The sequence below is a fragment of the Dysosmobacter sp. Marseille-Q4140 genome, assembly GCA_018228705.1.
In the GTDB taxonomy this organism is placed as follows: Bacteria; Bacillota; Clostridia; order Oscillospirales; family Oscillospiraceae; genus Oscillibacter.
Genome location: CP073694.1, coordinates 2,866,374 through 2,879,166 on the forward strand (window position 1 = coordinate 2,866,374; position 12,793 = coordinate 2,879,166).

The following is a 12,793-nucleotide window of genomic DNA, read 5'->3' on the forward strand; positions in this document are numbered from 1 at the left end:
GCTTTTGGGGCCGTGAAAAAAGAAGTGCTCAGCAGTGGTGGCCGCAGGTATGCCCCTCGCCGTGGCCGCCGCAGCCGTGGTCACCGCAGGCGTGGTCCTCGCCGTGATGGTGGTCGCAGGTGGCGGCCTCGGCGAATTGCAGGGAGCCGTTCAGCAGCTCCGCTACCCGCTGGTCGGCGTCGCCGGAGCAGCCGGCGTACAGCCGGATGCCGGCCTCCGCCAGAGCCATCTGGGCCCCGCCGCCGATGCCGCCGCAGATCAGGCAGTCCACGCCCAGCTGGCTGAGCAGGCCTGCCAGGGCGCCGTGGCCGCTGCCGTTGGTGTCCACCACCTGAGCGGAAACCACGGCACCGTTTTCTACCTCATAGAGCTTGAACTGGGCCGTGTGGCCGAAGTGCTGGAACACGCTGCCGTTTTCATAGGTGACTGCGATTTTCATGTGCGATCTTCCTTTCCGTCTTGGGGGTGGCACCGGCCGCAGCCGCCGCGGCTGCATCCGCCGCTGTGCCGGGGGCAGATGGCGTAGCTGCCGCCCACGATCTGCAGTGGCCGTCCCTCCACCAGAAACGCCGCCAGCTTTCGGCGGGCCTGGGCATAGATCCGCTGGACCGTGGTCCGGGCCACGTCCATCTGGGCGGCGGCCTCCTCCTGATTGAGGCCCAGGTGGTCCATCAGACGCACGGCCTCATATTCCTCCACGGTCAGCAGCAGCGGCTCCTCCCGGGAGGGCTGTTCCGGGGCAAATCGGCAGTGGACCGGCATCTGGCAGACCCGGCGGCATTTGGCGCTGCGGGGCATGGGTGTCCCTCCTTGTTTTGAACATATGCCCATTATAAAACGTTTTGGACATATGTCAAGTATAATCCGCAAAAAATGTGCGCCCCCTTCCGGGGGCGCACAATGGGAGTTTTGTTACTTCTGCAGGCCGTCCACCCATTGGCCGTACTTGTCCAGATTGGCCTGGGCGTCGGCGGCGTCCTTGCCCTGGGTCAGGATGTAGACCTTGATCTTGGGCTCCGTGCCGGAGGGACGGACGATGACGGAGGTGCCGTCGGCCATCTCAAAGCGCAGCACGTTGGACCCCGAGAGCTCCATGGTGCTCTTTGCGCCGGTGGCGCAGTCCACCACGGACCCGTCGGCGTAGTCCTTGAAGGTCACGGCCTTCACACCGGAGATCTCGGCGGGCGGGTTCTCCCGCAGGGACTTCATCAGGTTGGCCATGTCTTTGAGACCGTCCAGGCCGGGCATGACCAGATTGTAGGTCTTTTCGGCGAAGTAGCCGTACTTTTTGTACAGGGCCTGGATGGCGTCGTACAGGGTCATGCCCTGGGCGGCGTACCAGGCGGCCATCTCGCTGAGCTCCACGGAGGCGGAGACGGCGTCCTTGTCCCGGACGTAGTCGCCCAGCATGTAGCCGTAGCTCTCCTCGTAGGCGAAGATGACCTTGCCCTCGCCGGCGGCCTCCAGCTTGTCCTTCTTCTCCGCCAGGAACTTGAAGCCGGTGAAGGTGTCGTAGCACTGGAGGCCGTTTTCCTCGGCCACCTTCCGGGCCATCTCGGTGGTGACGATGGTCTTGAGGGCCACGGGGTTTTCCGGCATCTTGCCGGTGCGGCGCTTGGCGCCGATCAGATAGTCCAGCAGCAGCACGCCGGTCTGGTTGCCGGAGATGACCTTGAACTCGCCGTCGCCGGTCTTGACCATGATGCCCACCCGGTCGGCGTCGGGGTCGGAGCCCAGGATGAAGTCGGCGTTGTTGGCCTTGGCCAGCTCCACGGCCAGATAGAAGCCCTCGGGGTTCTCCGGGTTGGGGGAGACCACGGTGGGGAAGTTGCCGTCGACGACCATTTGCTCCGGCACGCAGATCACGTGCTTGAGCCCCAGGCGCTTGAGAGCCTCGGGGATCAGCTGGTAGCCAGTGCCGTGGAAGGGGGTGTAGACCATCTTGAAGGTGTCGGCCACCTGCTCCACCACGGCCTTGTCATTGACCTGGGCCATGACGTTGGAGAGGAACTTCTCGTCGGTCTCTTTGCCCATGAGGGTGATGAGGCCCTCGGACACGGCCAGATCGTAGTCCACCAGCTTCACGCAGTCGAACACGTCCAGCTCCCGCATTTTTTTCGCCACCTCGTCGGCGTGCTTGGGGGGCAGCTGGGCGCCGTCCTGCCAGTAGACCTTGTAGCCGTTGTACTCCTTGGGATTGTGGCTGGCGGTGACGTTGATGCCGGCGATGCAGCCGTATTCCCGGACAGCAAAGCTCAGCTCCGGAGTGGGGCGCAGGGCCTCGAACAGCCGAACGGGGATGCCGTTGGCGGCCATGACGCAGGCGGCCTCCCGGGCGAAGCGGTCGGAGTTGTTGCGGCAGTCGAAGCACACGGCCACGCCCCGCTGCACCGCCTCGGGGCCCTCCTCCAGGATGACCTGGGCGAAGGCCTGGGTGGCGTGGCGGATCACGTGGATGTTCATGCGGTTGAGGCCCACGCCCATGGTGCCACGGAGACCTGCGGTGCCGAAGGCCAGCTGGTCGTAGAACCGGGACTCGATCTCCTTCGCGTCGCCGCGGATGGCCTCCAGCTCCTCGTGCTCCTCGGGACTCAGGACGGGGCTGGCAAGCCACTTCTCATATTCCTTCATGAAATCCATACACGTTTCCTCCTGCTATAAAAATGTACTGAATAATCTCAATCAAACCGGGGGGCGGTTCACCGGCTCCAGTCTGGGGAGAAGCCGCAGACGGGGCACTCATACATGCGCCAGACAAAGGGGCCCAGATTCCTGTCTTCCCCCAGAGAGCCTCTGATGGTGCGGTTTCCGCAGCAGGGACAGCGGTGATAGGTTAGGGCACTGACCAAGCCAAAGGCGACGAACAAAGCGCCCCCGGCCGTCAGATACGGGTATCCCCGGTCAAAATCCTGCCGCCCCAGGAAAGCTGCAATGACCATCAGCAGGATCGCCGCCAGACCGATGACGTCCGTCAGATTGGCTCTGCGGCGGAACCGCCGGGCCAGGCGGGTCTTTTCCTCGACCGTCAGGTTGGGCCGGGGCGTGAAGGGGGCGTTTGGCTGCATGGCGTTTCCCTCGCTTTCCAAGACAGATGGGCAAAGCCCGGCCGTCAGGGGGCGGGCGCATCTTCCTCCGGGGCCGGCTCCAGCAGCTGCCGGGCCTCGTCCAGCCGGGAGACGGGGACGTACAGGTCCACTCCCGAGTGGGCGGTGCCCAGATAGAGCCGGACCGCGGCGCCGCCCCAGGGGTATTGCCGCAGCACTGGGATGCCGCAGGCCTCCAGGCGCGACGCGGTCATCTCCGCCCACAATCCGCCGTCCTCCCGGAGATTGACTAGGAAGGCCGGCTCCTCCGGATCACCGTACGCGTCCTTCGGCCAGCGGCGCAGCAGCTCCTCGTGGGACAGGGCTCCGCTCAGATCCTGGGGATCCATGGGCACGGCCTCCTTTCCGGGGTACGTCACTTGTGATAGCGGGTTCCGGCGTTGATCTGATAGGCCCGGTAGATCTGCTCCAGCACCATGACCCGGGCCAGATGGTGGGGGAAGGTCATGGGGGACATGGACAGCCGCTCCGCCGCCAGGGCCTTGAGGGAGGGATCCAGGCCGAAGGAGCCGCCGATCAGAAATACCACCTGGGACTGGCCCCGACCGGCGCTGGCGGAGAGCATCCGGGCCAGCTCCTCGCTGGAGCGGAGCTTCCCCTCCACGCACAGGGCCACGATATAGGCGGAGGCGGGCAGCTTGGCCCGGACCGCTGCGGCCTCCTTTTCCAGGGCTCCGGCGATCTGGGCCGGGGAGGGATCCTCCGGCAGCCGCTCCTCCGGCAGCTCCAAAATCTCCAGCTTGCAGAACCGGGACAGGCGTTTGGCGTACTCCGCCGCGGCCTCGGTGTAGAACTTCTCCTTCAGCTTTCCCACGCACAAAACGGTTATCTTCTGCATACGGCCCTCCTGACCAGCACATGGGCGGGGCCCAGGGTGTCCCGGGGCGCCACGGAGAGGACGGGGGCCGCTCCGGCGGCGGCCAGAGCCGTCTCCACGGCGGTGCGGGCCATGGCGGGGGTATTGTTCTCCCGGCTCAGGTGGGCCAGCACGATCTCCGATGCGCCCCGCTCCGCCAGAAGGGCGGCGAAAGCGCCGGCGTCGCCGTTGCTGAGGTGGCCCTCCAGCCCCAGGATGCGCTTTTTCAGATAGTAGGGGTAGGGACCGCTGCGCAGGGTCTCCACGTCGTGGTTGGCCTCCAGCACCGCCAGGTCCACGCCGCTCAGCAGGTCCGCCGCCTGGTCGGTGACATAGCCGGTGTCCGTCAGGACGCCGACGCTGCCGTCGGCGGTGTCCAGCCGGTAGCCGCAGCTGCCGGGGGCGTCGTGGGAGGTCTCCGCGGCGGTGACGGTACAGGCGCCGACGGAGAAAGGGACGCCGGTCTCCAGCTGGCACAGCCGGTCCTCCAGCTCCGGCAGCCGGTACAGCAGCTCCCGGCCCGCCCGGGCTGTGGCCCAGACCGGCGCGTCCGTGCGCTTGAGCAGGGTCCGCAGACCGGAGATGTGGTCGGAGTGGGTGTGGGTGATCAAAATGGCGTCCAGATCCCCCGGGCCCAGGCCCAGCTCCCCCAGGGAAGCGGCAATGCGGCGGCAGGAGATGCCGGCGTCCAGCAGGATCCGCGTCCCGCCGGAGAGAACTGCCAGCGCGTTTCCGGAGGAGCCGCTGGCCAGAGTATGTACGACTGTCAAGAAAAACGACCTCGCATAGAAAGGATCGCGTCCGCGGCAGGGGCCGCCGACGAGGGCCGCCCTCCATCGCGGACGCTGATGAAATGTGCAGTTCTTTTCAGAAGCGCGCTCAGCCGATGTGGGCCTCCAGCTCCTCAGACTCGCCGGGCTCCTCCACGGAGCGGATGTCCGCGCCCAGTCCCTGGAGCTTGGATACGATGTTCTCGTAGCCCCGCTCGATGTATTGCACGCAACTGATTTCGCTCTCGCCATGGGCGGCAAGGGCAGCGATGACCAGCGCCGCGCCGGCCCGCAGGTCGCAGGCCTGGATCGGTGCGCCGGTGAGATGGTCCACGCCCTCCACCACGGCGGTCTTGTCGTCCACCTGGATGTTGGCGCCCATGCGCTTGAGCTCATCCACATAGCGGTAGCGGCTATTCCACACGCTCTCCGTCACCAGGGAAGTGCCCTCCGCCAGGGAGAGGACCGCGGTGATCTGGGGCTGCATGTCCGTGGGGAAGCCGGGATAAGGCAGGGTCTTGACGTTGGCCCGCTGGAGGGGGCCGGTGCGGCGGACCAGAAGGGTGTCCTCATGCTCCTCCACCTCCACACCCATCTCCACCAGCTTGGCGGTGATGCAGTCCATGTGCTTGGGGATGATGTTCTTCACCAGGATCTGTCCGCCGGCAGCGGCCACGGCGGCCATGTAGGTGCCCGCCTCGATCTGGTCCGGAATGATGGCGTAGCTGCCGCCACGCAGGCGGTCCACGCCCCGGATCTTGATGGTGTCCGTACCAGCGCCCCGGATGTTGGCGCCCATGGAGTTGAGGAAGTTGGCAAGGTCCACGATGTGGGGTTCCTTGGCGGCGTTTTCAATGATGGTGGTACCCTCCGCCCGGACGGCAGCCATCATGATGTTCATGGTGGCGCCCACGGAGACCACGTCCAGATAGACGTTGGCACCCCGCAGCAATCCGCTCTCCGTGGAGGCATGGATGAAGCCGCCCTCCACCACCACCTTGGCGCCCAGGGTGGTAAAGCCCTTGACGTGCTGGTCGATGGGGCGGACGCCGAAGTTGCACCCGCCGGGCATGGCCACCTCCGCCTGTCCGAAGCGCCCTAGCAGGGCGCCGATAAAGTAGGTGGATGCGCGGATCTTCCGGGCCAGTTCGTAGGAGGTGCGGGTGGAGTGGATACGGCTGCAGTCGATCTCCACCGTGTGGCGGTTGATCATGCGGATGCCGGCGCCCAGCTGTTCCAGAATACGCAGGCACAGCGTCACGTCGGAGATCTGGGGGATGTTCTCGATACGGCAGCTTCCCTCCACCAGCAGCGCGGCGGGAAGAATGGCGACGGCGGCGTTTTTGGCACCGCTGATCTCCACCTCGCCAAACAGGGGATGACCACCCTGTACAATATATTTTGTCAAATTCGTTACCCTCTCTTCAAAAGGCGCTATCATTTGCGGCGGCGAACCGTCTTTGCAGACAGTTTACCCGGCCAGCGGCGCTTCATACCCGCAGTAAAATCACGGGCAGGAGAAAAATACCGGCCAAAGCTCACACACTCTCACTATACCATACCTGAAGTAGAAATGCAAATCATTCCTGTTTTTACATAAAATAAAGATCAAATTCAACAAAAAGCAAAAAAATCAGGGGAAACAGGTACTTTATGCCGGAGTGACAACTGCGGTTATGCAGTTTACATAATAAACGGCCGTATCAGTGACCACGCACCAGGCGGGGACCAGGGTCATAAGCGCAGTGGTGGTGCTTTGCAGCTCATAACAAAGGTAGACGTCCGTCACGGCGGTGCCCACAGCGCCTTCGCGGATGGTGTTGCGGAAGGCCGTCAGGGCCGACAGGGCGGACAGCGGCTCCTCACCGGCCGCCGGGGTGGCGGAGCTGTTGGGCAGATGGGTCCCGATGGCCCGCTTCAGCACGCCGTCCTCCACGGTGAAGGTGACGGTGCAGTCCACCACTGGATAATCCAGATAGTACTGGACGGCAGTGAAGGTGCCCTCTTCCTGCGGGACAGACGTCTGCACATAGCCGAAGGTCTTGCAGAATTCCTGGAAAAAGGCCTCCGGGTCCTCCAGGGTGCGGCTGCACACCGCATCGAAGCCGCCGTTGGAGCGGAACTGGGCGGCGCCGGTCTCCCCGGTGTAAATGAAAATACCGCCGCCCTGATCGGAGCGGACGGGCGTGCCGCCCAAAAGGTATGCTGCCAGAGACTGCTCCTCTGCCTCGTCCCGGTTCAGCGTCAGGGAGGCGGGGGGTGTCTCGTCGGAAATGAGGCCGGCATCCAGGGTGACGCCCGCGGAGGCAAACAGGGATACCAGCTGCTCCCGGGCCTGCCGGAGAGAGGCGTGCTCCTCGTTGGCCCGCAGAGCCAGAATCCCCAGCAGGCAGGCGTTCAGGAGGGCCAGGATCAGAATGATGATGTTTTTCAGCCGGTAGCGTTCCATGGCCTCCTCCTTTTTTGAGATTTACTTCGCCAGCCACTGGGCGCTGACGCTGGCGCCGCTGTCGGCGTAGCCGATGGACAGCTCTGCGCCTTCCCGGCCGGCAGCGGCGATGGCCAGAGCCTGCCGCAGGGGCAGCAGCAGGGAGGTCTCGCCGGAGTCGGTGTACTGCCGGAACTGCAGGGATAGCTCTGTCACAGAGACACCGGCAAGGGTCACTTCCGCGGCTGCGCCGCCGTCGGAAAAGTAGATGGGGACGCCGTCTGCATGATAGCCGAAACGCAGAACAGTGGTCTCCCCCGTCTGGCTGATCGCCTCCAGATATAAGGCGGCTACACCGGACTGATCGCCCAGGAGCCGCCGCAGCAGGGCGGTACAGCCGTCCACGGCCTCGGACAGAGTGGGGACGTCGTCTACGGCGCTGATTCCCAGAGAGACGCCGCTGCTTTGATAGATCACAGTTCCGTCGGGCTCAATCTGGAGGGAGCGGTCCGCCTCCCGAATGATTTCCGTCCCGTTGGAGTCGGTGTAGCGGTTTTTGGTGCTGGGGTTAAAGCCTAGGCTGGTCAGCACCTGGTCCGTGGAGGACAGGGGATTGGCCGCGGAGAGCACCGGCAGGTCTGGCTGTTCTTCCAGGAGCAGGGAGCATGGAGCAATCCGGCTGTATGTCGGGTCCTTCTGATCCATGGCAAAGGCCGCTGCGCCGAACGTACAGTTGGAGGCGATTGCCGTCATATCGTCCGCGGAGACGGGGGGAACCTGGCAGAAGCGGAAATCATCTTCGCCGTCCCACGTGTAAAGGCTCACGGCACCGCTCCCGACAGAGAGGACCAGGTGCCGCGCGCTGACAGAGTCGGCAGCGCTGTCTCCACCCACCAGCTTCGCCAGAATAGACAGAGGGAGGGGAGAGAGAAAGTCGTAATAGACGCTGGTGCTGTTCAGCGCTGTCAGGAAATCCCGTCCCCGGCAGGCAGTCAGGCTGCCGGCGGAGCCCAGGGACTCTTTGAGCAGCAGACCCAGGTCGGAAAAGGACTCTGCATCCGTAGTGAGGCAGGCGCCGTAGCGGGTATAGGCTCCGGTGACGGCTACCCGGACCGGTGCGGTCAGGGGTGTTTGCTGAAGGGTGGCATCTACGGAAGCTGAACCGGAGAACTGGTCGCCCAAGGGATCCTGTCCGGAGATGAGATTGTAGATCTGGGACTGAGCGAACAGCAGCACCGCCGAGAGAGACAGCGCCACGATGGCGATATTCTGGATCAGGTCGCGGCGGCTGCGCCGGGCGTTGTCCTCCATGGGGCGTACCTCCTCTCAGGCGGGGTGGGTCAGTTGGGAAGGGGCCGGGGGCCGCCGATGGGCAGCGTCAGCCGCACGGTGGTGCCGGGCCCCTGGTGGGGCGCCAGCTCGATGGTGCCGTGGTGGCGCTGAACGATCTCCCGGGCGATGGACAGGCCCAGGCCGGTGCCGCCGGATTCCCGGGAGCGGGCCTTGTCCACCCGGTAGAACCGGTCGAAGATCCGTTCCCGGTCCTTTTCCGGGATGCCGATGCCGTCGTCGCAGACCTCCATCCATACCTCCGACTCGGAAGAGCCGGCGGTGATGGTGATGTGTCCGCCGTTGGGTGTGTATTTGATGGCATTGCTGATAATGTTCATCATCACCTGCTCCAGCCGGCTGCGGTCGCCCACGATCAGCGGCAGGCTCTCCGGCGGCTGGTAGACCAGGGTGTGGAGCCGCTGCTTGGCGGCCAGGGCGTTTGCCCGGGTGACGCTCTCGATGGCCTCCCCAAAGGGGAAACGGGAGAGCACCAGCTCGGCGTTGCCGGCGTCCAGGCGGCTGAGGGTCAGCAGGTCCTGAACGATATGGGTCATCCGGTCCGTCTCAGTGATGATGATGTCCAGAAAGCTGTTGGCGGTGTCCTGCGGGATCTCGCCGCCGCCGTCCCGGAGTGTCTCAGCATAGCTGCGGACGTTGGTGAGGGGGGTGCGCAGCTCATGGGACACGTTGGCCACGAATTCCTTGCGCCGCTCCTCATTGCGGTGCTGCTCCGTGACGTCGTGGAGTACGATCAGCACGCCGCCGCTGGCCTGGTCGGAGAAGGGCGCCAGATACAGCTCCAGGGTCCGGTCGCCCACCAGCATCTCGCCCTCGGCGTAGTTGGGCCGCTGGAGGGCCAGCATCTCCCGGAAGGGATACACGGAGCCGAAGAGCTGGTCGTAGGTGCTCTCCGCCGGGACCGTCCGCTGCAGCATGGAAGTGGCGGCGGGGTTGCAGTGGATCAGCACGCCGTCGTGGTCAAAGGCCACCACGCCGTCGGTCATGTGGAGGAAGAGCGTGTCCAGCTTGTTGCGCTCGTTCTCTACGGCGGCCAGAGTGGCTTGCAGCACCCCTGCCATCTCGTTGAAGGTGCCGGTGAGAATGCCGATCTCGTCGGTGGATTCCACGGTCAGGCGGCTGTCGAAGTCCCCGGCGGCCACCTTCTCGGCGCTGGCAGTCAGCTTTTCGATGGGCCCCACCATGGTCTTGGACAGCAGAAAGCTCAGCAGCACGGAGATCAGAAGGCCGATGATCAGCGCCTGCATGATGATGAGGAACAGCTGGCTGTTCAGCCCGGACACGGTGTCCTTGTTATCCAGCACATAAATAATGTAGGCGTTGTCTCCGCCAAAGATAGGGATGGCCACGTCCATATAGCTGGCGGTGATGTCGCTCTCGTCGCCCACCAGGGAGGCGTCCCCGGTGGCCACGGCGTTGCGGGCAGTGAGCAGGTTGGCGGTCTGCTCCCGGGGAAGCTCCGAGGCGTCGGTGGAGCCGGCCAGGAAGGCGCCGGTCTCACCGTCCAGCACGAAGTAGTTGCGGGTGCGGTAGTCGATGCCCAGCTCGCCGGCCCGGGCGTCCAGCAGAAGGCGGATCTGCTCCGCGCCGTCCGGCGCTTCAGCGTCGCTGCGGAGCGTGGCGATGAAGTCGCCGTTGCCCTCTCCAAACACGTCGCTCATCTGCTGGTAGAAGGTATCGATATAGAAGCTGGAGACGCTGGTGGTCAAAAAGGCGCCCACCACAGCCATCAGCGATGTGATGAGCAGCAGCAGGATCAGCATCAGCTTCATGTGCAGGCTGCGGAACAAGCGGACTCACCTTCTTTCGGAGGGAAGTGGCGGGGCCTTATGTGGCGGAGAAGTAGTATCCCACGCCCCGGCGGGTCAGGATATAGACGGGGTTGGCGGGGTCGGCTTCGATCTTCTCCCGCAGGCGGCGGACGGTCACATCCACGGTGCGCACGTCGTCGCCCACATAGCCGTAGTTCCACACCTGCTCCATCAGATCGATGCGGGAGTAGACCTTGTTGGGGTGGCTGGCCAGGAAGGTCAGCAGCTCGTACTCCCGGGTGGTCAGATCGATGGCCTCTCCGGCCCGGAACACCTGGTGGCTGTCGGTGTTGATGGACAGGTCCCCGGCCACCGGCATGGCTGTGGCGGCGGCGGATACCGGCGCCGCCATGGCGGTGCGGCGGATGTTGGCCCCCACCCGGGCGATCAGCTCCCGCATGGAAAAGGGCTTGGTGATATAGTCATCGGCCCCGATCTCCAGGCCCAGGACCTTGTCGGCCTCCTCCTCCCGGGCGGTGAGGATGATGACCGGCACGTTGTCCCCCTTGTCCCGCAGGCGGCGGCACACGTCGAAGCCGTTCATCTTGGGCAGCATCACGTCCAGCAGGATCAGGTCCGGATTTACGGACAGGGCTTTGGCCAGGCCGTCCTCCCCGTCGTAGGCCTCGCAGGTCTGATACCCCTCCCGCTGGAGGTTGAAGCGCAGGATATCCACGATATTTTTCTCGTCCTCCACGATGAGGACGGTTTTCTGAGTGTTCATAGCACCCTCCCGCAGAAGATTACAGATCCAGCAGGATCTTGGTTTTCAGCACGGCGGCGATGGTCTTGGCGTCCTCGATCTCCCCGTCCATGACGCGGTGGACCATCTCGGAGAAGGGGATCCGCTCCACGTTCAAAAATTCGTCCGGGTCCAGGTGCTGGTCCTTCATCCGCAGGCCCCGGGCCAGGAACAGGTGCAGCTTCTCCCCGTAGCAGCCGGGGGCGGGCAGGATCACGCCAAGGGGCAGCAGGCTGTCCGGCACGGCGCCGGTCTCCTCCTCCAGCTCCCGCAGGGCGCCGGAGACCGGGTCCTCGCCCTCGTCCAGCTTGCCGGCTGGGATCTCCAGCAGCAGCTTGCCGAACACATAGCGGTACTGGGTCACGGTCAGCACGTTGTTGCGCTCGTCCAGAGGCAGCACCGCCACGCCGTCCACATGGTCCACAACCTCCCGCTGGGAGGTATGGCCGTTGGGCAGCAGCACCTCGTCCACATGGACGCGGCACAGGAGCCCGTCATACAGGTCCTTCCGGCTGAGCGTCCGCTCGGTCAGATCCAAGGGCTGGTTCATGAAAAAACACCTCGTATCAGAGATTCGGCCGCCGCAGCGGGCGGACCGGGGAAATGCACATTCGGTAATATCCTATTATATCATGTCCACCTGGAAAAGCCAACTGCTTCTTTCTCTTGAAGAACGGGCAGAATCATGGTATACTGAAAAAACTTCCCAGGAAAGTGAGGTGAGCCCCACGGAGAAAAAGGGCATCAAAATCGCGGCCCAGAACCGCAAGGCCTTTCACGACTATTTTGTAGAGGACCGCTACGAGGCCGGCGTGGAGCTCTTCGGCACGGAGGTCAAGTCCATCCGGGCCGGCACGCTGAACCTGAAGGACTCCTACTGTACGGTCAAGGATGGGGAGCTGTTCGTTCACGGCATGCACATCTCCCCCTACGAAAAGGGCAACATCTTCAACAAGGACCCGGTCCGGTCCCGGCGGCTGCTGATGCACAAGCGGGAGATCCGCAAACTCCACGCGCTTGTCCAGCAGGAGGGATACACCCTGGTCCCCCTGTCGGTGTACTTCAAGGACGCCCGGGTGAAGCTGGAGATCGGCCTTTGCAAGGGCAAGAAGAACTACGACAAACGGGCGGCCGCCGCCCAGCGGGACGCCCGCCGGGAGATCGACCGTACCCTGAGAGAAAGGAACCGATGAATATGTCTGAAGTGAAACATCCCATCGTCACCATCACTATGGAAAGCGGCGCCGTCATGACCGGTGAGCTGTACCCGGAGAAGGCGCCCAACACCGTCAACAACTTCATCTCCCTGGCCAACGGCGGCTTTTATGACGGGCTGATCTTCCACCGGGTCATCCCCGGCTTCATGATCCAGGGCGGCTGTCCCAACGGCAATGGCATGGGCGGCCCCGGCTACGATATCCGGGGCGAGTTCGCCGGCAACGGCTTCACCCAGAACGACCTGCGCCACACCACCGGCGTGCTGTCCATGGCCCGGGCCATGCATCCCGACAGCGCCGGCAGCCAGTTCTTCATCATGGTGGCCCCGGCCCCCCATCTGGACGGCCAGTACGCCGCCTTCGGCCAGGTGACCGGCGGTGTGGAGGAGGCCATCCGCATCTCCGAGGTCCCCACGGACCGCAACGACAAGCCCAAGACCCCGGTGGTGATCCAGTCCATCCGGGTGGATACCCAGGGCGTGGACTATCCTGCGCCCCAGAAGCGCTGAGCGCGG

At 64.3% G+C, this 12,793-nt stretch carries 15 protein-coding genes; 2 read left to right on the forward strand and 13 right to left on the reverse strand.

The features are described from left to right. Positions 1–28: 28 nt before the first annotated feature. From KFE19_14235 to KFE19_14295, 13 genes are all read right to left on the reverse strand, one after another. Positions 29–439, reverse strand: a complete 411-nt coding sequence (locus tag KFE19_14235; protein QUO37514.1) for a NifB/NifX family molybdenum-iron cluster-binding protein — start codon at positions 437–439, stop codon at positions 29–31. Beyond that, positions 436–798 (reverse strand): DUF134 domain-containing protein, encoded by a 363-nt coding sequence (locus KFE19_14240; GenBank protein ID QUO37515.1) that lies wholly within the window; start codon positions 796–798, stop codon positions 436–438. The genes KFE19_14235 and KFE19_14240 overlap by 4 nt, the downstream gene beginning before the upstream one ends. 114 nt (positions 799–912) lie before the next feature. Next, positions 913–2,640 (reverse strand): phospho-sugar mutase, encoded by a 1,728-nt coding sequence (locus tag KFE19_14245; protein ID QUO37516.1) that lies wholly within the window; start codon positions 2,638–2,640, stop codon positions 913–915. A gap of 59 nt (positions 2,641–2,699) precedes the next feature. Next, positions 2,700–3,065: a hypothetical protein gene (locus tag KFE19_14250; protein ID QUO37517.1), complete on the reverse strand. Its 366-nt coding sequence runs from the start codon at positions 3,063–3,065 to the stop codon at positions 2,700–2,702. Between the two features lie 44 nt (positions 3,066–3,109). Beyond that, complete coding sequence (locus KFE19_14255; GenBank protein ID QUO37518.1) at positions 3,110–3,433, reverse strand: hypothetical protein; 324 nt, start codon at positions 3,431–3,433, stop codon at positions 3,110–3,112. Positions 3,434–3,459: 26 nt separating this feature from the next. After that, a complete protein-coding gene (gene rlmH / locus KFE19_14260) occupies positions 3,460–3,942 on the reverse strand; it encodes a 23S rRNA (pseudouridine(1915)-N(3))-methyltransferase RlmH (GenBank protein QUO37519.1) in 483 nt (160 codons plus the stop codon). Continuing rightward, positions 3,930–4,730, reverse strand: coding sequence for an MBL fold metallo-hydrolase (locus tag KFE19_14265; protein QUO37520.1), 801 nt, complete (start codon positions 4,728–4,730; stop codon positions 3,930–3,932). The genes rlmH and KFE19_14265 overlap by 13 nt, the downstream gene beginning before the upstream one ends. Positions 4,731–4,839: 109 nt before the next feature. Continuing rightward, the gene (locus tag KFE19_14270; GenBank protein ID QUO37521.1) at positions 4,840–6,138 is read right to left on the reverse strand and encodes a UDP-N-acetylglucosamine 1-carboxyvinyltransferase; all 1,299 of its coding nucleotides are present in this window, start codon (positions 6,136–6,138) and stop codon (positions 4,840–4,842) included. A 243-nt stretch (positions 6,139–6,381) separates the two neighbouring features. Beyond that, a complete protein-coding gene (locus KFE19_14275) occupies positions 6,382–7,179 on the reverse strand; it encodes a hypothetical protein (GenBank protein ID QUO37522.1) in 798 nt (265 codons plus the stop codon). Positions 7,180–7,200: 21 nt separating this feature from the next. Continuing rightward, positions 7,201–8,469: a hypothetical protein gene (locus tag KFE19_14280; GenBank protein ID QUO37523.1), complete on the reverse strand. Its 1,269-nt coding sequence runs from the start codon at positions 8,467–8,469 to the stop codon at positions 7,201–7,203. A gap of 29 nt (positions 8,470–8,498) precedes the next feature. Then, on the reverse strand, positions 8,499–10,298 hold the full coding sequence (locus KFE19_14285; GenBank protein QUO37524.1) for a HAMP domain-containing protein: 1,800 nt from the start codon (positions 10,296–10,298) through the stop codon (positions 8,499–8,501). A gap of 37 nt (positions 10,299–10,335) precedes the next feature. Then, the gene (locus KFE19_14290) at positions 10,336–11,043 is read right to left on the reverse strand and encodes a response regulator transcription factor (protein ID QUO37525.1); all 708 of its coding nucleotides are present in this window, start codon (positions 11,041–11,043) and stop codon (positions 10,336–10,338) included. Between the two features lie 19 nt (positions 11,044–11,062). After that, positions 11,063–11,611, reverse strand: a complete 549-nt coding sequence (locus KFE19_14295) for an NUDIX hydrolase (GenBank protein ID QUO37526.1) — start codon at positions 11,609–11,611, stop codon at positions 11,063–11,065. Positions 11,612–11,693: 82 nt separating this feature from the next. On the opposite strand from KFE19_14295, the gene smpB reads away from it, so the two are divergent. Further along, complete coding sequence (gene smpB, locus KFE19_14300; GenBank protein QUO37527.1) at positions 11,694–12,254, forward strand: SsrA-binding protein SmpB; 561 nt, start codon at positions 11,694–11,696, stop codon at positions 12,252–12,254. After that, complete coding sequence (locus tag KFE19_14305) at positions 12,251–12,787, forward strand: peptidylprolyl isomerase (GenBank protein ID QUO37528.1); 537 nt, start codon at positions 12,251–12,253, stop codon at positions 12,785–12,787. The genes smpB and KFE19_14305 overlap by 4 nt, the downstream gene beginning before the upstream one ends. Positions 12,788–12,793: the final 6 nt, after the last annotated feature.